This is a genomic window from Serratia sp. BW106 (assembly GCF_002607755.1).
Taxonomy (GTDB): domain Bacteria; phylum Pseudomonadota; class Gammaproteobacteria; order Enterobacterales; family Enterobacteriaceae; genus Serratia; species Serratia proteamaculans.
Genome location: NZ_MCGS01000010.1, coordinates 257,923 through 278,466, shown reverse-complemented (window position 1 = coordinate 278,466; position 20,544 = coordinate 257,923). Strand labels below are relative to the sequence as shown.

Genomic DNA, 20,544 nt, shown 5'->3' with positions numbered 1-20,544 from the left:
TGCGCAGGCACAAATAATTAATGACTCTGCAACCTGATGTTGCCGGGAATTTTTTATTTATTTCGTCAGGAACGAAGAATGGAACGTCGCGTATCACGCCTGTCCCTTTTAGGCGCATCACTGGTAGTGAGCTGCAATGTTGTGGCAACTGAAAATAAAGGTTCTCTTCAAGCTGAAGCCGTGCAGGATCAGCCTGTAATGACGGTCACTGCCCCCGGGGTGTCACCTCTGACGCTCGTCACCAACCTGAAAACGCCACGTCAGCCCGTTCCGGCCAGTGACGGTTCAGATTATCTGAAAACTATTCCGGGGTTTTCGCAGATCCGTAATGGCGGAACCAATGGCGATCCCGTTTTTCGCGGCATGTTTGGCTCCCGCCTGCGGATTTTGACCAATAACAGCGAGATGCTGGGTGCCTGCCCTGCACGTATGGATGCACCAAGCTCCTACATTTCACCAGAAAGTTTTGATGTGCTGACCCTGGTAAAAGGCCCCGAAACCGTGCTGTGGGGTCCGGGAAATTCAGCAGGAACCCTTCGTTTTGACCGCGAGCCGCCGCAATTTGATAAGTCCGGGATAACAGGCAGCGTCAGCGTGCTGGCAGCATCGAACAGCCGCTTTGATGAGAATGCAGACGTCAGCCTTGGCAGCGAGGATGGATATATCCGCCTGACGGGTAATAAATCCCGTTCCGGTGATTATAAAGATGGCAATGGCGATCGCGTGGCATCGAAATGGGACAAGTGGAATACCGATATTGCAGTTGGCTGGACGCCCGATACAGACACGCTGCTCGAACTGAGCGCCGGTAAAGGCGACGGTGAAGCGCGTTACGCCGGTCGCAGCATGGATGGCTCGCAGTTTAAGCGTGAAAGCCTAGGCATGCGTTTTGAGAAATCAAACATTGGCGAGGTGTTCGATAAGTTCGAGGCCAGTGCCTACTACAACTATGCCAACCACATTATGGATAACTACTTGCTGCGATCGCCCGGCAGTTCGTCAATGGGCGGCATGAGTTCCGGGATGGGTATGGGGTCATCCATGAATATGTCCGATTCATCATCAATGGCCATGCAACTGGATCGCCGTACGGTAGGCGGCCGCATGATGGGGACCTGGCTGTGGCAGGAATTTCAGCTCCAGAGCGGCGCGGATTTGCAGACCAATACTCACCGAAGCAAAGATGACAGCGGTTGGGTAAAAGATGCGCGCTTTCATGACTACGGCGTTTTCAGCGAGCTGACCTGGTACGCTACCACTAAAAGCAAGGTGATTGGCGGCGCACGCCTGGACAGGGCCCTTGTCGATAACTACTCCGATACCGGAGCTGGCAGCCGCAGTGATACGTTGCCTGCAGGATTTATTCGCGTCGAACACACCCTAAACACAATGCCATTGATGCTGTATGCCGGTGTCGGATATACCGAACGTTTCCCGGATTACTGGGAGCTGTTCTCTCCTACTTATGGCCCTGGCGGCAGTGCGAGCGCGTTTGATCACGTTAAGACGGAAAAAACCACGCAGCTGGATATCGGCGCACAGTACAGCGGTGAACGTTTTACCGGCTGGGTTTCCGCTTACTTTGGGCGCGTAAATGACTACATCCTGTTCCGTTACGATCCAAACGACGCCTATGTCAGTGAAGCTGACAACGTGGATGCCAATATCATGGGCGGTGAGACGGGCTTCAGCTACCAGCTCAGCGATCACTGGAAAACCGATACCAGCCTGGCCTGGTCATGGGCCGAAAACAGTTCAGACCATCAGGCATTGCCACAAATTCCGCCGCTTGAGGCGCGGTTGGGACTGAACTGGGAATCCGGCAACTGGAGCAGCGGTGGCCTGGTGCGTCTGGTGAGCAGCCAGAATCGTATCGCGGAAAACGAAGGTAACGTGGTTGGCAAAGACTTTGAGAAAAGTGCGGGGTTCGCCATCGTTTCGGCCAACCTGGCTTACAAAATAACCCAAAATGTAAAGCTCAGCAGCGGCGTTGATAACCTGTTCAACACGACTTACAGCGAGCATCTCAACCTGGCCGGTAACAGTACGTTTGGCTACTCCGCCAACACGCCGGTGAATGAACCGGGGCGCACCTGGTGGGCCAGGGCCAACGTGAAGTTTTGATCAGTATTCGCCGGCCTGAGCGCGCGTGATTCTCACTGTGTACTTCACGTAGTCATCAGCCGGTCGGAAAATGCGTTTATGGGATGGGATAAGCAAATGAGTCAGTACAGAATAAATAGCCGCTGCCAGCTGGCAATTGCAATCAGCAGTTGTTTTGCAGGATCTGTCTGGGCAACGGGCACGACTGCAGATATCACAAATTCAGCACCGGACACTATAACGGTAACAGGCCATCCAGGCAGTTATGCAGAGGAAAACTCTGTATCTGCCACCCGCACCAACACACCAATATCTGAGATCCCGCAGTCGGTGCAGGTGATTAACCGTAAAGTCATGGATGAACAAAACAGTCAAAACCTCAGCGATGTGCTGGTTAATGTTTCGGGCGTGCGGCCAATCCGGCAGGATGAAGTGTTATTCGCGCAGCCATTAGTGCGCGGGTTTCCGGCTGAAATCTACCTTGACGGTTTACCGGCATTTGGGGGTACCGCAGCAAGTATTGATCCTTCCAGCCTGACGGGTGCAGAGCGTATCGAAGTGCTGAAGGGACCGACTTCCGCACTGTATGGTGGGGGTATTGGTGCCCCGTTAGGCGGGCTGATCAATGTGGTATCTAAACGGCCTGAAGCGGCAACTGAAGGCAGGGTCGGCATCCGCACAGGAAGCTATTTCACCGTCAATCCCTGGGCTGATGTGAACGTGCCGTTGGGTGAAAGGGTCGCTGCACGAGTTTCAGGTTCGTACGAAAAAAGTAACAGCTGGATTGATAACGTTAAGAGCCGCAACTGGTTCCTGCAACCCAGCGTGTCATTCGAACTTTCACCGCAAACCGAGTTGATTTTTACCGGGCAGTATAACCGGCGCAGTCAGATTGAGTACTCAGGATTGCCCGCGGCACTGGCGATCAACGGTGATATCGACCGCCATGCATACCCCGGGGCAACCCACGGGCAGCCCAGGACGTCCATTGAAAACCAGGTCAGTACGCTGGCACTTAAACACTGGTTTAATGATGACACAACCCTGAATGTAACGGGGCGCTATTTTGACAGTAAAGTAAGCGATTACGGCAGCTTCATTACCGATTCACCGGATGCCTCGCAGCCCACCGTATATTCGGTTTCTGCGCTTTACCTGCCATCGCATGTTACCGAAAGCACCTTCGACACCAACCTCGCTACCACGATTGATGCGCTGGGCGGCAGCCATGAAATGATGGCGGGTGTCAGCTATGACTACACGAACTTCAGCTCGGCAGTGTCCGGCGCAGTCCCGATCGGGGTACTGGACCTGGCACACCCCGACTACAACCTGTCATATGGTTCAACACCTGAAACGCTGGTCACGCAGACTAACCGCTACCAGACCCTCGCCGGTTATTTACAGGACCAGGCAAGCTGGGGACGCTTTCATGTACTGGGATCGCTCCGTCTTACCCAGCTAAGTTTACGTCAGGCCGAACAGGATGTTGATATCACATCGCATCGAATAACACATCGTATTGGTCTGACCTATGATCTGACGGACAGTCTTGCCGCTTATACCGCCTATTCCACCGGTTTTCGGGGAGCGTTTAACTTTGTGGGTATGGATAAGCCTGTGCCCGAGACGTCACGCAACTACGAAATGGGGTTAAAGCTCAATCAGAAGGACTGGGGTCTAACCGGAACGCTCGCGCTGTTTCAGCAGACGCGCCGCAATGTGGCGACTGCCGATCCCAATCAGGAGCTTGCGCTCTACGGCTATACGGTACAGACAGGGGAACAGCGGGCGCGTGGCGTGGAGCTGGATATGACATGGGAGCCCACACCGGCCTTTTCCATTCTCGCCAATTATGCTTACACCCAGGCGGAAGTCACTGAGGATAACAGTATTCAACCCGGCAATGGCTTACCACGCGTACCGCGTCACAGCGGCCGCATTACCGCGCGTTATCGAATTCAGGATGGCGTTGCTAAAGGGTTGGGATTCGGTGCTGGTTTAACAGCAGTGAGTTCACGTGAACTCACCCTTCCGAATACCGTATCCGTACCGGGTTATGCGATGGTTGATGCACAAACCTCGTACGACTATGACCGCTATACCGTCACGTTATCCGCCGTCAATCTGACCGGTGCTAAAGCTTATGACAGCTATGAATATCTGGGTTTACCGGTAGTGATCCCGGTTCAGCCACGTTCCGTTTATCTCTCTCTGTCCGCCCATTTTTGAGGAAAAAAATATGATTGATATCGATCGTCGTAGCCTGATACTCGGCGCACTGGCGGCAAGCCTGACATTCAATGCACGCGCCGCTGATAGCAGCATGCCCGACCATACAATGCCCGATATGGGGCGCGATATGGATAAGGTTCACTGGATGGGTAATGAAGAGATTGCCATGCTGGTTTATGACGGCATGACGGTCATGGATCTCATCGGGCCACACTGCATGTTTGGCTCTATGATGGGGGCAAAAATTCATATTGTGGCGAAAACTCTGGAGCCGGTGACCAGTGATGCCGGATTGATTGTGGTCCCTACCGCCACCTTTGAAACCTGCCCGAAAGATTTGACGGTGCTGTTTGCACCCGGCGGCACTGACGGCACGCTTGCAGCAGCGTCAGATGAACAGACGCTGGCGTTCTTCGCTGACCGCGGTGCGCGTGCGAAATACGTGACCAGCGTCTGCTCTGGTTCGTTAATCCTCGGCGCGGCAGGCCTGCTGAAAGGCTATAAAGCGACGTCACACTGGTGCTGCCGTGATGCACTGGCCGGTTTTGGTGCGATTCCTACCGATGAGCGCGTGGTTCGCGATCGTAACCGCATTACGGGAGCAGGCGTAACGGCAGGGCTGGATTTCGGCCTGATGATGGTGGCCGAAATGCGCGATAAGGTTTATGCCGAATGCGCTCAGTTGATGGGCGAGTATGATCCCCATCCGCCCTTTAATGCAGGGTCGATGAAGACTGCGCCGGCCGATGTAAAAAAGGCCATGATCGAACTTGTCGCGGATTTCAGCAGGAAAGCCGATGCACTTGCAGCAAGTTCAAACCTGCACAGCTGATCGGGCCACAGAATTAAACAGGGCAAACCCGCATCAGCGTAAAGTGTTGAACCACGGACCTGGCAATTTCGTCAGGAAATTTTCAATGTAAGGATAAATCATATGTTACAGCGTCTGAAAAAGGCCATTGTCGCAACCGCCGTTCTGGCTGTACTTGTCGTTTCTCAGCAGGCGTTTGCTCATGCACATCTCGCCAGCGCAACCCCTGCGGATAAAGCCGCGATCAATGAGTCACCCAAAATGCTGACACTCAGTTTTACCGAGGGTGTGGAACCAAAATTCAGCGGTGTCATGCTAATGGGGGCTGATGGCAGCATGATTAATACCGGTAAATTTACCGTCGACAGTGCTGACAGCAAAGTGGTCAATGTACCGCTGACTGCTCCTCTGAAGTCTGGCAGCTATCAGGTTGACTGGCATGTACTCTCTGTCGATGGGCACAAAACCAAAGGCAGTTACAACTTTACGCTTAAATAAGCCTGATCCCGGGCGGTCAACAACTGAATGCCCGGGTTACTGCCTGGAATGCAGCAGACTGCGTATGAACATCTACTGAAAAGACTGGAATGACAATGTCATCTATTACTGTAAACCACCCGTCATCACGTGGCGCGGTTGTAAATCTCTTACGCCGCCTGCATTTTTACATCGGCCTGTTTGTGGCCCCGTTTATTTTCGTTGCGGCACTGACAGGTACGATTTACGTCCTCACGCCGCAAATTGAAAACGTCCTGTACGCGGATGCACTCTCTGTTCAACCACAGGGAAGCGTGAAACCGCTGTCTGAACAAATCAACGCCGCGCGCCTTTACGCTGGCGATCTGATGAAAGTTTATGCCGTGCGTCCTGCTCCCGGCGCATCAGACACAACGCGGGTGCAATTCGCCGATCCTAATCTTGGCCCTTCTGAATCCCGCTCAGTTTTTATCGACCCTTATACCCTTCAGGTGAAGGGCGATATGACGGTTTACGGTACATCAGGTGTCCTGCCATTAAGAATGTGGCTGGATCAACTGCACAGGGGATTGCTGCTTGGCGATGTGGGCCGTAACTACAGCGAACTCGCGGCTTCCTGGCTCTGGATCGCTGCACTGGGTGGCGTGATGCTGTGGTTCAGCACGCGTCCCCGTCGCAAGGCAAAAAAGGTCAGTGGCAAATTAGCCGTCACCCGTCACTGGCATGTGACTCTGGGGCTTGTTCTGGCCGCCGGGCTGGTTTTCTTTTCGGTTACCGGCCTGACATGGTCCCAGTGGGCTGGAAATAATATTGATAAAATGCGTAGCGACTTCGACTGGCTGACTCCACAGGTGAGTACCGTGCTGAGTGGCACTGCCCCAGACAAGACAGCAGATCCCCATGCCGAACATAAAGGGGCGATGGACGGCATGGATATGTCCGGCATGACAATGCCTGTGATGGCCTTATCCCCGCTCAAGACAGCTACGATAAACCGCCCAAATGCTGACTGGGATAGCGTACTAAATGCAGCCAGGTCAGCCGGGATCAGCGCATCGAAAATTGAGCTGCGCCAGCCTAAAGCAGTCGATAAAGCCTGGACAGTGACGGAAGTGGATCGTAGCTGGCCGAGCCAGGTTGACTCAGTTTCAGTCAACCCTAATAACTTCAGCATTGTCGACCACGTCTGGTTCGATAAATTCCCGCTGGTTGCCAAACTGACCCGCTGGGGCGTCGATGCGCATATGGGAGTGCTGTTCGGCCTGCCTAACCAGCTGATACTGGCTGCGTTTGGCCTGGGGCTATGTGTGATGATTGTACTGGGATATCGCATGTGGTGGATACGTCGTCCGAAGGTCGCTGAAACTCACTCCGCACAAACGTTGCTTACTGCCTGGCTGGCATTGCCTGTTGCAGGTAAGTTAATCACGGCTGTGTTAGCTCTGAGCTTAGGCTATGCACTTCCTGTTATGGGCATCAGCCTGTTGGCTTTTTTGCTTATTGATATTTTGCGCTGGAAACGTCATGGCAGAGATGCCCGCTTAGCTACTGAAGGAACAGACGTTTCCCTGCGAACAAGAAAAACCCAAAAATTCATAACGGCTGTCGCCGTCGTGCTACTGGTTATTCTGGCGATCATGACTAAGGCGATGATTGGGGGAGCAATTGATGAATACCATATACCCCTGACGCACTGGTCAGCTGAAATGCTTGTAACTCAGATTTTTATGATTATGGTTTATTCATCCGTATTTACCGGGCTGCTCTCTATTCCGCTGTGGTACTGGTTTTTGGGCGAGGAGGAAAAAAGTACAGTTTGATAAAACATTCTCTCTGACTTTGTCCGAAGAAGGGGTCTGAGACAGAGAGTATGACTGCAGAGGGTATGGAGACCCAACGTTGTGAAAAACACATCTGGCAGCCTGCAAGATATCAATATTTCAGGCTGTAATTCACTTGCTGAGATTTTTCCCACGATTGCCCTTGAACCTTACTGATACCAAACTGCCGCGAAAGCTGCCTAAGCGTTGGATATTTTCCGTTTTCCAAGCGGACCCCTAATAGATAGCCGGAAACTCCCAAATATTGGGGCAGGCCAACGCCACCCTTTCGCCCGGTTGTACTCCCCGGGCAATCAGCAGGTTGGCGACCTGGTTGGCCCGTTGATTCAGCGTGGCGTAGTTAAAGTGAGTCTCCTCCTGCACCAACGCCAGACGATCCGGAAATGAACGCGCACTCTCTTCAAGCAATGTAGCCAGATTTAGCATGGGTTTTTCTCGAAAGCAGAGACCGGGCAAGCCCGGTGAGTCATCGACTGAGATACTGCGCTACCTCGCTGAGGTTGCTCTCCCTGAACAGCCTGAGGCGAAAAAGCCACGGCAATGAAAAGTATAGACCAGGTCATACCAGCGTACAGGTTCGCGTTCCACCGCCCGATCGACTATATGTTAGGGATCATTCCCCCTCCGGAGAGCCCCTGATGAGCAAGAAAAAGATCCTGATGTTGGTCGGCGATTATGCCGAAGACTATGAAACCATGGTGCCGTTCCAGGCGTTGCAAATGATTGGCCACCAGGTGGATGCGGTGTGCCCTGATAAGGTCAAAGGTGACTACATCATGACCGCCATCCATGATTTTGATGGTGCGCAGACCTACAGCGAGAAACCCGGCCACCGCTTTACCCTCAACGCAGACTTTGCGGCAGCAAAAGAAGAAAACTATGACGCCCTGTTGATCCCCGGCGGCAGAGCGCCCGAGTATCTGCGCCTCAACCCGCAGGTCATCAAGCTGGTGCAGGCCTTTGACGCGGCACGCAAACCGATCGCCGCCGTCTGTCACGGTCCACAGCTGCTGGCCGCCGCCGGTATATTGAAAGGCAGAACCTGCAGCGCCTACCCGGCCTGCGCCCCCGAAGTACAATTGGCTGGTGGGCACTTTGCCGACATCGGTATCGATCAGGCCCACGTCGATGGCAATCTGGTAACGGCTCCTGCGTGGCCGGCACACCCGCAATGGCTGGCGAAATTTGCCGAGCTGCTGGCTGAATAACGCCATTAAAAGGCCCGCAATCAAGCTGCGGGCCAATATTTTACTTTGTCTGGCCATGGGTTAATTATTCCGCCAACAACCCAGTTTTACTTTAATTGTTCAATCAGAAAATGGATGTCATAGAGCCAACGCCTGGCGCGTGCAGATCGCACCAGCATATAAACATACAGCGGTCGGATCCTTTCCATCTCAAGATCCCAGTAATTTCCACGTCGGTTTGAAGATGAAAATAATAACGTCGACTTTGACTCCTGACGGAAATACAGTTCATGATTGTAATTACTGCTGTCAATTCGGAAGAGATCGAAGTAGACGCGCATCAGCGTCTCCGAGCTGGGTAAAGACAGATTTAGCTCTTTGTTTATTTCTGTTTCAAGCGTTACGTCTATCCCCTTTTTAAGGAGACCAGGCACATTATACTTATCAACCACCGAAATAACCTGTTGCTGAATATCACTATCCATTTCAACCTCAATGTATTTGGCCGCGGGAATGATGCGATAACATTCAGACCCTGCTTCAGGTGGCGAGTTCTGCCACCGGTGGCTATTTTCCTTTTCTTTACAATTTCACCACAGAATGAATATAAAAATACGCAGAGTGTTGTCACCACCCTGCGTAATAAGATGATTACTCGTGGTCAATTTTATTGGGTCAGGGAACTATTATTGGCAATAACGCCATCGCCCTGCTTCTCCGCCGTAATACCGCCACCCAGCACCTTATACAGCGTAATCAGGTTTTGATACTCGGTTTGTTGGGTGGTAATCAACGACTGCCGAGCGGTATACAGCGTGCGTTGCGCGTCCAGCATCACCAGATAGGTATCCACCCCATGGCGATAACGCAGTTCCGCCAGACGGTAATACTCCTGCGAGGCCGCCACATAGTCGGTTTGCGCAGAGAGCTGTTCCTGAATAGTCCCCTTGCGCGCCAATGCGTCGGCGGTTTCCTGAAACGCCGTTTGCACCGCTTTCTCGTAGGTGGCAACGTAAAGGTCTTTCTGCGCCTTGGTGTAGTTCAACTGGGCAGTGTTATAGCCGCCGGTGAAGATCGGCAAACTGATGCTCGGCGCAAACGACCAGACGCCAGCCCCCTTGCTGAACAGCGATGACAGTTCCCCGCTGCCTATGCCACCGCTGGCGGTCAGGCTGATCGACGGGAAGAACGCTGCACGGGCGGAACCGATGTTGGCGTTGGCTGCCTTCAGGTTATGTTCGGCTTCCAGCACGTCCGGCCGGTTCAGCAGCACCTGCGAGGATACATTTGCCGGCAGGTCTTTCATGATACCGGACAGCGCCGCGATATCCGTGGGTAACAGGCTCTCCGGCACGCCTTGCCCCACCACCAGATCCAGCGCGTTTTTCGCCTGCGCCACACTGGTGGTGTAGCTGGCTACGTCCGAACGCGCCTGCTGATATACCGTGTCCGCCGAAGCCACATCGACCATCGACAAAATGCCGTTTTGCTGATTTTTGCGCGTCACGTCCAGCGACAATTTGGCGCTGTCCATGGTGCCTTTGGCGGCGGCCAGATTGCTGCGTTCAGCCGCTACGTTTACCCAATCGGTCACGATATCGGCGATCAGCGTCAGGCGGGTGCTTTTTGCCGCCTCCGACTCGGCCAGATAGGTTTCAAAGGTCGAGCGCGACAGGCTGCGGTTCTTGCCGAACAAGTCCAGCTCAAACGCGCTGGTGCCAGCCGTGGCTTCGTAACTCTGGCTGATCGCCGTGGCGTTGCCATTGCCGGTCAGTGCCCGGCCACGACTGCCGTCCACACCGGCGTTAATGGTGGGGAACAGATCGGAACGCTGCTCGCCATAGAGCGCTCTTGCCGATTCAATATTGGCAATGGCCTCCCGCAGGTCACGGCTGCTGCTCAGCCCCATCTCGACCACCTGCCGCAGTTTGGCATCGACCACATAGTCGTGCCAGGGAATATCAGGGTAACTCAATGACAACTTACCGGAGGGGGCAGCATAAGCGGCGCCCTGTGGCAACGTGGAAGGTACCGGTGCCTGTGGGCGCTGATAGTCCGGATCCAGCGAGAGACATCCCGTCAGCAATAACGGAAATGTCAGAGTAATTAAACGTTGCAGCACATTATTCTCCTGCCTGTGGCGCCGTATTTTCTGTCGGTTTGGCGGCGGCGGTTTTGCGTGAAAACATCCGGCGTACCAAGACGTAGAACAAAGGAACAAAGAAGATCGCCAGTATCGTTGCCGTGATGGTGCCGCCAATAATCCCGGTGCCGATGGCGATACGGCTGTTGGCTCCGGCGCCGCTGGACACCGCCAGGGGTAACACACCGGCGGTAAACGCCAGCGAGGTCATCAGAATCGGCCGTAACCGCATGCGGGAAGCCTCGACCGCCGCGGCGATCAGCGTTTCGCCCCGCTGGTATTTCTCTTCGGCGAATTCAACGATCAGGATGGCGTTCTTGGCCGACAGGCCGATGATGGTTAACAGCGCCACCTGGAAGTAAATATCGTTTTCCAGTCCGCGCAGGGTGATAGCCAACAGCGAGCCGACCACGCCCATCGGCACCACCATCATCACCGCAAACGGAATTGACCAGCTCTCATACAGCGCGGCCAGGCACAGGAACACCACCACCAGTGAAATGGCATACAGCGAGGCTGCCTGCCCGCTGGTCAAGCGCTCCTGATAAGACAGCCCGCTCCAGGAGAAGCTGCTGGCGGAGGAGTATTTCGCCGCCAGTTTTTCCATCTCATCCATCGCCGTACCGGAACTGGCACCGGCTGCGCCCTCACCGGTGATCTCAAACGATGACAGACCGTTGTAGCGTGACAAGTTTTCCGGCCCGTAGATCCAGTGGGAAGAGGCAAAGGCCGAGAACGGTGTCATGCTGGTAGTGTCGGTACTGGAGGTCCCTCGCACAAACCATTTATCGAGATCTTCCGGCTTTGAACGGTATTCCACATCACCCTGCATATAGACTTTTTTCACCCGGTTACGGTCAATAAAGTCGTTGATGTAGGTGCTGCCGAAGGCGCTGGTGAGAGTACTGCTGACGTCGCTGGCACTCAGCCCCAACGCCTGCAGTTTGTCATTGTCGATCTCCACTTGCAGTTGCGGGGTATCCGGTAAGGTATTGGCCCGCACCGCACTCAGGCTCGAATTTTTCCCCGCCGCCGCGATAATCTGGTCACGCATCACCTGCAATTGCGCGCGGGTGGTCGCCCCCTTGGCCTGCAGTTCAAAGGTGAAACCATCGGATTGACCAAAGCCATCAATCGCCGGTGGGCTCATCGAGAACACCTGGGCGTCGCGGATCTTGGCAAAGTGCGCCATCGCACGTTTGGCAATCGCATCGGCGGTATTGGCACTGCCGGCGCGCAGACTCCAGTCTTTCAGACTGACGAAGGCCATACCGGCGTTTTGTCCGCTGCCACTGAAACCAAAACCGTTAATGGTGAAGATAGTGCTGACGTTGGCCTTCTCGTCGTTGAGGAAGTAATCCTTCACCTCGTCGCTGACCGCAGAGGTACGGGCATTGGTCGCCCCGGCCGGCAGCGTGTACTGCACCATCACCACGCCCTGATCTTCATTGGGCAAGAAGCCGGTCGGCAGCCGCATGTACATCACGGCGGCGGCAATCAGCAACAGGCCGTACAGCAACAGATAGCGCATCGGGCTGTGGATCACCCGGCCGACCTTGTCGGCATACTTCTCCTGCAGGCGGTTATAACCACGGTTAAATTTGCCCAACAGGCCTTTGTTGGTCAGTTCCCCATGTGCGGGTTTCAGCAAAGTGGCACACAGCGCCGGTGCCAGCGTCAACGCCAGGATCACCGACAGCACCATAGAAGCGACGATAGTCACCGAGAACTGGCGGTAGATCACCCCGGTGGAACCGCCGAAGAACGCCATCGGCAGAAAGACCGCCGACAGCACCATGGCAATGCCCACCAGTGCGCCGGTGATCTCCTTCATCGACTTTTCCGTCGCCTCGCGCGGTGGCAGTTTCTCTTCCCGCATCACACGTTCGACGTTCTCCACCACCACGATGGCATCATCCACCAACAACCCGATCGCCAGCACCATGCCAAATAGCGTCAGGGTATTGATCGAATAGCCGAAGGCAGCGAGTACGCCAAAGGTCCCCAACAGCACCACCGGCACGGTAATGGTCGGGATCAGCGTGGTACGCAAATTCTGCAGGAACACAAACATCACGATCACCACCAACACCACCGCCTCGACCAGCGTTTTCACCACTTCTTCGATCGAGATATTAATAAAGTCGGTGCTGTCTTTCGGATAGGCCACCTTGTATCCGTTTGGCATCGAGGTTTGGTATTCCGCCACCTTGGCCTTGACCAGTTTTGCGGTATTCAGCGCATTGGCCCCGGCGGCCAGCTTGACCGCAATACCGGATGCCGGATGGCCATTCAAACGGGCACTGGAGGAGTAATCCTCATTGCCCAGCTCAACTCGCGCCACATCCCCCAGACGCACTAAGGCTCCGCTGCTGTCACTTTTCAGGATGATATTACGGAACTGCTCCGGCGTTTGCAGCCGCGACTGCGCCTTCACCGTGGCGGTCAATTGCTGATCGGCTCCGGACGGCAAATCGCCGACCTTACCGGCAGAAACCTGGGTATTTTGCGCCTCAATGGCCGTTTCGACATCGGACGGCATCAGTGAATAGGACGCCAGTTTGGTCGGGTTCAGCCAGATGCGCATCGCGTATTCTGACCCGAACACCTGTACGTCACCGACACCGTCGATGCGCGACAGCGGATCCTGAATATTACTGACCAGATAGTCGGATATGTCCGCCATGCTGGCCTTGTCGGTTTCGTCATACAGCCCGACGATCAACAAAAAACTGCTCTGGGATTTTTTGACCGTCACCCCTTGGGCCGTCACCTCGGTCGGCAAACGGCTTTCCGCCTGCTGTACCTTGTTCTGCACCTGTACCTGAGCGATGTCCGGGTCAGTGCCCTGATCAAAGGTGACGTTGATACTTACCGAGCCGTCAGAGCTGCTGGTCGCCGAGAAATAAAGTAGCCCGTCCAGACCGGTGAGCTGCTGCTCAATCACCTGGGTGACGCTGTTTTCCAGAGTCTCCGCATCGGCCCCTGGATAGGTGGCGGAAATGGAAATCTGCGGTGGCGAGACGTCCGGATATTGAGAAATGGGCAGCGAATTGATCGACATCAGGCCGCACAGCATGATGATGATCGCAATCACCCAGGCAAACACCGGGCGGCGAATAAAGAACTGCGCCATGGTTACTGCTCCCCGCCGTTAGCTGCGGCGCTATCCGCCGTTTTTTTCACTTCAACCGCCTTGACCTCAACGCCGGCAGCCACTTTATTGGTGCCTTCGACGATTAACCGATCGCCGGCATTCAAGCCTTTGCTGACCAACCAGTTGCTGCCGATAACCTGCTCGGTGGTGACCGTGCGTTGCTCCACCTTGTTTTGCGCGTTAACCACCAGTGCGGTCGCTTCGCCCTTGGCATTGCGGGTAATACCCTGCTGCGGCGCCAAAATCCCTTTGGGATCGACGCCGTTGTCTACCCTGGCGTGCACATACATCCCCGGCAGTAATTCATGCTCAGGGTTAGGGAACACGGCGCGCAGCGTGACAGAACCGGTAGACTCGTCCACCGACACTTCCGTCAGTTCCAGCTTGCCGGGGTGGGTATAAGGCGTACCGTCTTCGAGGTTGATCGCCACTGGCGTGACATCGTCACGTTGCAATGAAGCCTGTTGTTTACGCAGCTTAAGCAGTTGGCTGCTGGACTGGGTGAGATCGACATAGACCGGATCAAGTGCACGAATGGTTGCCAGTGCATCAGTCTGGCTGGCGGTCACCAGCGCCCCCGGCGTGACCGAAGAAATACCGATACGGCCGGAAATCGGCGCGCGTACCTGGGTATAGGCGAGATTGATTTTAGTGGTTTCCAGCGCGGCCTGATATTGCGCGACGGCGGCTACCGCTTCCAGATAGGTCGCCATAGCGTCATCCGCATCCTGTTTGGAGACGCCATTCTCTTTCACCAGTGCGGCATAGCGCTGGGCCTTCAGGCGGCTTGAATTGACCGTGGCCTGGGCGCTTTTCAACTGGGCGGCGGCCTGATCGTAACTGGCCTGGTAAGTCGCGGGGTCGATTTGATACAACACCTGACCGGCTTTGACCTCCGCACCTTCGGTAAACAGGCGTTTCTTGATGATGCCCTCCACCTGCGGACGAACATCTGAGGTCATGGTGGCGTTTACCCGGCCAGTCAGGTCACTGCTCAGCGTGACCGCTTGCGGCTGCAGCGTTGCCACACCCACCTCCTGTACGCTGCCTGCCCCGGTAGGTGCACTACCGGTTTGGCCATCACAGGCGGCCAGCATCAGCGACAGGCTGACCAGTAAAACCTTTTTCCTTTGCATCAACTTTCTATCCTATTGAGAACGTTTATTCTCAATATATAGAAAGCGATGTTTTTAGTCTGACAGGGTTACGTAAGGATTGAGTAAAAGTGCATCGCAGAGCATGAGGAAACCGGTACGCCTGCCTTTCACGTACCGGCTCAGGGGTTATTTCTTGCGCAGAGGCACATCTTTCAACAGCCAGGTCAGGGCGAAGGCCAGTGCCATCACCCCCGCCGCAATCTGATACACCGAGTGGATCGCCCCGCCGAAGGCCTGCAAATAGTCGTGTTGCAGTTCCGCCGGCAGATGGTGCACGGCATCGGCGCCCAGTGAACGAGGCAGCTCCGCACCTTCCGGCAGCAAGGTGGTCAGGCGGCTGTGCAGTACATTGGTAAAGATCGCGCCGAACACCGCCACGCCGATGGAACCGCCTATCGAACGGAACAGCGTGGCGCTGGAGGTCGCGACCCCCATATGTTTTGGCTCAACGCTATTTTGCGCCGCCAGGATCATCACCTGCATTACCATACCCAGTCCCAACCCCAGCAGGCTGATGTAGAGATACAGCAAATGCACCGGGGTCGAGTTTTTCAGCGTCCCCAACAACACCATCCCCGCCAGCGCACACAGGGTGCCAATAATAGGGAAAATACGGTATTTACCGCGCTTGCTGATTAACCGACCGCTGACGATCGAACTGAGCATGATCCCTCCCATCAGCGGCAGCAGTTGCATCCCGGCCTGGGTCGGCGTTGAGTCCTTCACCACCTGCAAATACAGTGGCAGGAAGGTCACCGAACCAAACAGCGACATGCCAACGATAAAACCGATCAGCGCACAGAGCACAGAGCACAAAGGTGCGGTTGCGGAACAACCCTAGCGGAATGATCGGCTCGCTCGCCAACCGTTCTTCGTAGATAAAACCGCCCAACGACACCAACGCAAAGGCCAAAATGCACCACAGTTGGCCATCAGACCAGGCCATGACCGTACCGCCCTGGCTGGTAAACAGGATGATGCAGGTCAACGCGGCAGCCAGATAACTGGCACCCAGAAAGTCAATTTCGTGCTTCACCCGGTTAACCTTGGACTGGAACACCGCACCGATCACCAACAGCGCGAAGATCCCCAGCGGCAAGTTGATATAGAAGATCCAACGCCAGGAGAAATGCTGTACCAGAACCCCACCGATCAGCGGGCCGACTACCGTCGCCAAACCAAACACCCCGCCAAACAGCCCCTGATAGCGCCCGCGATCGGCCGGTGGAATAACATCACCGACCACCGCCATGGTCACCACCAGTAACCCACCGCCGCCGAGTCCCTGCAGCGCACGCATCAGGATTAACTGTGTCATGTTCTGCGCCAGCCCGCATAACACCGAGCCGAGTAAAAACACCACAATGGCGATCTGCAGCACGATCTTGCGACCGAACAGATCGCCGAACTTGCCATACAGTGGCACCACAATGGTTGATGCCAACAGATAGGCCGTCACTACCCACGAAAGATTCTCCAGTCCGCCGAATTCGCCAACGATGGTTGGCAGCGCGGTGGAGACAATGGTCTGATCGAGCGCCGCCAGCAGCATCACCAGCAGCAGTGCGGAGAACAGCAAACGGATCGAGGGTGCCTGTTCAGATGCCCTGCCGTTATCTTCGTTGCCCGCCAGATTATCAATACCCATTTAGCTGAGCCTGCTTGTAATTAATTAATCGAGTAATTAATATATGAGTTATTCATTTCTCCGGTCAATGGATCTCACCGCGATGACAGCACAAAACGTTCAAAAACCGCGCCGCCCCGGTCGCCCTAGCGGCAGCGCTAATGGCGCAGAAAAACGCGAGCACCTGCTCAACACGGCGCTTAATATGTTTGCCCGTCAAGGCATTGCCGATACTTCGTTGAACGCCATCGCCCGTGAGGCTGGTGTCACTCCAGCCATGCTGCACTACTACTTTCACAACCGTGAACAGTTGCTGGATGTATTGATCGACGAACGTTTTCTGCCGGTGAGGCTCGCTGCCAGCAGCGTTTTTGACGCCAATGCGGACGACCCGGTGGCTGCCATTACCCAACTGGCGCAGCGGTTTATCGATATATCCAGCGAACATCCGTGGTTCCCCCCGCTGTGGCTGCGTGAGGTGATGAGTGATAACGGCGTATTGAAGCAGCGCATGAACGAGCGTTTTGGTGATACCCAGCGTAAATCTGCACTGCAATCGATCATCCGTTGGCAGGCGGAAGGCAAACTGCATGCCGGGCTGGAGCCCTCGTTATTGTTTATCACCCTGTTTGGCATGACGTTGCTGCCGCTGGCCACCGCGCCCAAATGGCAGCGTGATGACAGCAACCCATTGAGCGCCGATGTCATCGCCCGCCATGCCATTACGCTGCTGACCCACGGCCTGGGACCAAAGCGCTGAGGTATTGAAAACAGACATTAATGATTTTACGTTCGGTCGGAGAAATGAGAGATTATGACCTCACCTCTTTAGGATAAAAGGTTTAGCTATGAAGCAGGAAAGGCTCAAAAGATTAAAGCTGGTCGCGGGTATCTCTTTTAGCGTCTATTTGATAACCCATATCAGGGAGTTTCACTTCCCCGGTTCGTTGTTTAATGCCTGCCTTGCTTCAATCATCGTCACCCTGCTTTATGCCTTCCTTTCCAGCCACTTCTGGAAAAAGTATGTTTTGAAACTAAAAGACGTTGAATAACCTTTTTGGGTGGAATGCTTTTGATAATATAATTGGTTATATGAATAATTAGCTTGATGACCGACCCTGCAGGTAAATCATTAATTATAACTGGCAGCTTAACCACCCGAATTTAATATTATTAATTTATTTTTAATGCAAAAATCAGCTTTTACACCATAATATTAAATTCATATTAAGATTTTCGCTACCAATAATTAAAACCAAATTCACCATATTGCATTACTTTCAAAAATAACCAATAAAACACTATAATAACAACACATTACCATCTACCCCAGGGTTTTCCATATCATGGATGTTTAATGATTTTAAAGACATTACATCACTGAAAACCCAAATCTTGGAGGTAGCATGAGAAAATATTTACCAATGGCAGTCATAGGTATGGTGATTGCTGCAGCAAGCTCACCATTATCCGCTCTGTCGGCAAGCAGCAACGATATTACCGTCACCGTTTCTTCCGGTGCAGGCCCCGTTGATGGTACGCAACAGAATTCCGATGAGTTTATGTGGCGGCAATTCGTTGATCTGGTATCCCCATCGGCGACGACCCCCTCGAAGGTAGAATTCGAAACCTGGGCCTCCGACAGTGACACCTTTACCTCAACGCCGCAATGGCCGGCCCCTGACGCACGACCCAAGCTGCACGCCAGCCTGCTACAGGCGCTCAAAAGTGGTCATTCATTGGCTGCCACGTTGGATGTGCCCTGTGCTAAACCGGGAAATGCCGCAGTCGCAGGCTTTCCAACCAGTGGGACGCCAACCCCTTGTGTCGCAGAAGAAACCAAAAGGAACAAACCGCAATTCGACTACATCGTCAATAACAACCTGAATACGCAGGCCGGGTTGGCAAAAGCTTTTGCCAACAGTGCTTTTAGCGCGTTAGTCATGCCGAAAGAGTCTTTATCGGTCAAAACCGACTGGGTACCGGTTAAAACCGTATTGCAATGGATCCCCTACACCACCGAGAAGTTTATTCGTGATAACTATTACATTACTACAGACAATGGTACCGAATATGCTCTGGTTTCAATGCACGTCAGTAGTCGGCAAAACCCGAACTGGGTCTGGGCAAGTTTCGAGCATTCTTTAAATCCTGGTCGCTGCGACAGCATCGGATGTAGCGACAGTTTTGGCTCCACCGACCCCGTGGTCCAACCCAACCGTAACGCCGCCAACAAACAGTATGGAGCCTGCAGAATCAGCACCGCCCTGGCGCAGCTGATGAAGGAAAAAAATCTTTCCTCCGTTTGGCGCTCCTACTGTCTGAAAGGCAGTCAGGTTGAATATACCGCCAGTAATGGCATCCCCAGCGCTTTAGGTAACTCGGTGATTGAAGGCGTGGTCGGCAACGGAACAATATCCGCATCATCCTGCATTGCCTGCCACGCCTACGCTTCTTTCGGGAAAGAGGGGAAACCCACCTCGCAAACCACAGCAATGCTCCCCTATAACCCAACGGGAGAACCAATCCAGAATGTACTTATTGGTTCGAAGCAGTATGACTTTATGTGGGGAGTGCTTTTAGCTCCGTGACAGGAGGCTATCACCCGGGGACGTTATGCACGCCCCTGGGCCCCTTTACCGGGTTTAAACGGCCGGCAGTTGGTTGGTCACACAGTGAATACCGCCGCCGCCAGCGGCGATGGCATCAATATCCAATTGCACCACTTCACGATCCGGATATAGCTCGTTCAATAACCGCAACGCTTCAGCATCTGCCTCCGGGTCGCCAAACTCGGGGGCGATGACCGCACCGTTGATCACAAAGTAATTGATGTATCCCGCAGCAAAATCCGGGTTCCCTTTGCTGAAACGGCTGCGACGCGGTTCCAGCGGGGGCGACATGGTGTGCACCTGTAGCTTGCGGCCATCGGCATCGGTCGCTTGTTTGAGGATCGCCAAATGCGCCTGGGTGACTTTATGGTCGTAAGAGTCGGGATCGGTGTCCAGATTGGCCACCACCACTCCCGGACTGGCAAAGCGGGCATAGAAATCGACGTGGGCATCGGTAATATCCTTACCTTTAATCCCCGGTAGCCAGATGATTTTGCGCAGGCCGAGCATCTCTTTCAACTCTTGTTCTACCCGGTCACGGCTCCAGCCTGGGTTGCGGTTATTGTTGACCCAACTGCTCTCGGTCATGATTCCGGTGCCATGACCATCCACTTCTATGCCGCCGCCTTCGCCTACCAGTCCACTGCGCCGTATATTAGCGACGCCGTAATGATTAGCTTCAAACGCTGCCAGCCGCGCATCATAGGTGTGCTGCTGTTTGTTGCCCCAGCCGTTAAAGTTAAAGTCCACTGCCCCCAGTTTGCCCGTATCGTTGATGACAAAATTGGCGCCAATATCACGCATCCAAATATCATCGAGTTCGGTAACAATATAGGTCACATTGTGGCTGCCGCATTTCTCCTCTGCCAACCGACGCTCGCTCTCGCGGCAGAATACTGTTAACGGCTGATATTGAGCGATGGCGCGAGCTATCCGTCCCAGGGCACTCTGCACACCCGAAGTATAATCAGCCCAAATAGCCCGCTGGGCCCCGAAGGCGATAAACGCGCGTTGTTGCTCCTCGCCTTCATCCGGCATGCGCCAACCCTCTCCGCGCCCTGCCTGCGCTGCATGGGCGGGTAACGTCAGCCCCATGGATGCCGTTAGACTCATGCCGGCAATCAGGGATGCCTGCTTAATAAATTCACGACGCGTTGACATGTTTTGCTCCTGTATTGCCGTCATTGAGATAAG

General features: G+C 54.2%; 15 protein-coding genes and 1 pseudogene. 9 read left to right on the top strand and 7 right to left on the bottom strand.

Annotation, left to right across the window (positions count from 1 at the left end):
- The first annotated feature begins 78 nt into the window (after positions 1 to 78).
- The 5 genes from BEI65_RS09015 to BEI65_RS08995 all read left to right on the top strand — a co-directional run bounded on the left by BEI65_RS09015 (position 79) and on the right by BEI65_RS08995 (position 7,446).
- Positions 79 to 2,124, top strand: a complete 2,046-nt coding sequence (locus BEI65_RS09015) for a TonB-dependent copper receptor (protein ID WP_099063038.1) — start codon at positions 79 to 81, stop codon at positions 2,122 to 2,124.
- Positions 2,125 to 2,220: 96 nt separating this feature from the next.
- Positions 2,221 to 4,335, top strand: coding sequence for a TonB-dependent siderophore receptor (locus BEI65_RS09010; RefSeq protein WP_099063037.1), 2,115 nt, complete (start codon positions 2,221 to 2,223; stop codon positions 4,333 to 4,335).
- Positions 4,336 to 4,345: 10 nt separating this feature from the next.
- Positions 4,346 to 5,170: a DJ-1/PfpI family protein gene (locus BEI65_RS09005; RefSeq protein WP_099063036.1), complete on the top strand. Its 825-nt coding sequence runs from the start codon at positions 4,346 to 4,348 to the stop codon at positions 5,168 to 5,170.
- A gap of 102 nt (positions 5,171 to 5,272) precedes the next feature.
- Positions 5,273 to 5,647, top strand: coding sequence for a copper homeostasis periplasmic binding protein CopC (gene copC / locus BEI65_RS09000; RefSeq protein ID WP_099063035.1), 375 nt, complete (start codon positions 5,273 to 5,275; stop codon positions 5,645 to 5,647).
- Positions 5,648 to 5,742: 95 nt separating this feature from the next.
- Entirely contained in the window at positions 5,743 to 7,446 is a 1,704-nt protein-coding gene (locus tag BEI65_RS08995) for a DUF2534 family protein (protein WP_099063034.1), read from the top strand.
- Positions 7,447 to 7,683: 237 nt separating this feature from the next.
- On the opposite strand, the gene BEI65_RS08990 is transcribed toward BEI65_RS08995, so the two are convergent.
- Positions 7,684 to 7,893, bottom strand: a complete 210-nt coding sequence (locus BEI65_RS08990; RefSeq protein WP_232519039.1) for an AMP-binding protein — start codon at positions 7,891 to 7,893, stop codon at positions 7,684 to 7,686.
- 212 nt (positions 7,894 to 8,105) lie between these two features.
- Between BEI65_RS08990 and BEI65_RS08985 the strand changes: the two genes are divergently transcribed.
- Positions 8,106 to 8,675: a DJ-1/PfpI family protein gene (locus BEI65_RS08985; RefSeq protein ID WP_085116859.1), complete on the top strand. Its 570-nt coding sequence runs from the start codon at positions 8,106 to 8,108 to the stop codon at positions 8,673 to 8,675.
- Positions 8,676 to 8,761: 86 nt separating this feature from the next.
- Here the strand turns inward: BEI65_RS08985 and BEI65_RS08980 are convergent, their stop codons facing one another.
- The 5 genes and pseudogenes from BEI65_RS08980 to BEI65_RS08960 all read right to left on the bottom strand — a co-directional run bounded on the left by BEI65_RS08980 (position 8,762) and on the right by BEI65_RS08960 (position 16,759).
- Positions 8,762 to 9,139, bottom strand: a complete 378-nt coding sequence (locus tag BEI65_RS08980; RefSeq protein ID WP_099063033.1) for a DUF1493 family protein — start codon at positions 9,137 to 9,139, stop codon at positions 8,762 to 8,764.
- A gap of 182 nt (positions 9,140 to 9,321) precedes the next feature.
- The gene (locus BEI65_RS08975) at positions 9,322 to 10,776 is read right to left on the bottom strand and encodes an efflux transporter outer membrane subunit (RefSeq protein WP_099063032.1); all 1,455 of its coding nucleotides are present in this window, start codon (positions 10,774 to 10,776) and stop codon (positions 9,322 to 9,324) included.
- A 1-nt stretch (position 10,777) separates the two neighbouring features.
- On the bottom strand, positions 10,778 to 13,933 hold the full coding sequence (locus BEI65_RS08970; RefSeq protein WP_099063031.1) for an efflux RND transporter permease subunit: 3,156 nt from the start codon (positions 13,931 to 13,933) through the stop codon (positions 10,778 to 10,780).
- A gap of 2 nt (positions 13,934 to 13,935) precedes the next feature.
- Positions 13,936 to 15,090, bottom strand: coding sequence for an efflux RND transporter periplasmic adaptor subunit (locus tag BEI65_RS08965; protein WP_099063030.1), 1,155 nt, complete (start codon positions 15,088 to 15,090; stop codon positions 13,936 to 13,938).
- A 147-nt stretch (positions 15,091 to 15,237) separates the two neighbouring features.
- Positions 15,238 to 16,759, bottom strand: a pseudogene (locus BEI65_RS08960) (MDR family MFS transporter).
- 43 nt (positions 16,760 to 16,802) lie between these two features.
- On the opposite strand from BEI65_RS08960, the gene BEI65_RS08955 reads away from it, so the two are divergent.
- The 3 genes from BEI65_RS08955 (at position 16,803) to BEI65_RS08945 (ending at position 19,329) form a co-directional block, all read left to right on the top strand.
- Complete coding sequence (locus BEI65_RS08955) at positions 16,803 to 17,498, top strand: TetR/AcrR family transcriptional regulator (RefSeq protein ID WP_099063029.1); 696 nt, start codon at positions 16,803 to 16,805, stop codon at positions 17,496 to 17,498.
- 88 nt (positions 17,499 to 17,586) lie between these two features.
- The gene (locus tag BEI65_RS08950; protein ID WP_099063028.1) at positions 17,587 to 17,790 is read left to right on the top strand and encodes a hypothetical protein; all 204 of its coding nucleotides are present in this window, start codon (positions 17,587 to 17,589) and stop codon (positions 17,788 to 17,790) included.
- Between the two features lie 354 nt (positions 17,791 to 18,144).
- Positions 18,145 to 19,329, top strand: a complete 1,185-nt coding sequence (locus tag BEI65_RS08945; RefSeq protein ID WP_157765438.1) for a hypothetical protein — start codon at positions 18,145 to 18,147, stop codon at positions 19,327 to 19,329.
- A gap of 54 nt (positions 19,330 to 19,383) precedes the next feature.
- Here BEI65_RS08945 and BEI65_RS08940 read toward each other — a convergent pair whose 3' ends face one another.
- Positions 19,384 to 20,511 carry an agmatine/peptidylarginine deiminase gene (locus BEI65_RS08940; RefSeq protein ID WP_099063026.1) on the bottom strand — a complete coding sequence of 376 codons (1,128 nt, stop codon included), beginning with the start codon at positions 20,509 to 20,511 and terminating at the stop codon, positions 19,384 to 19,386.
- Positions 20,512 to 20,544: the final 33 nt, after the last annotated feature.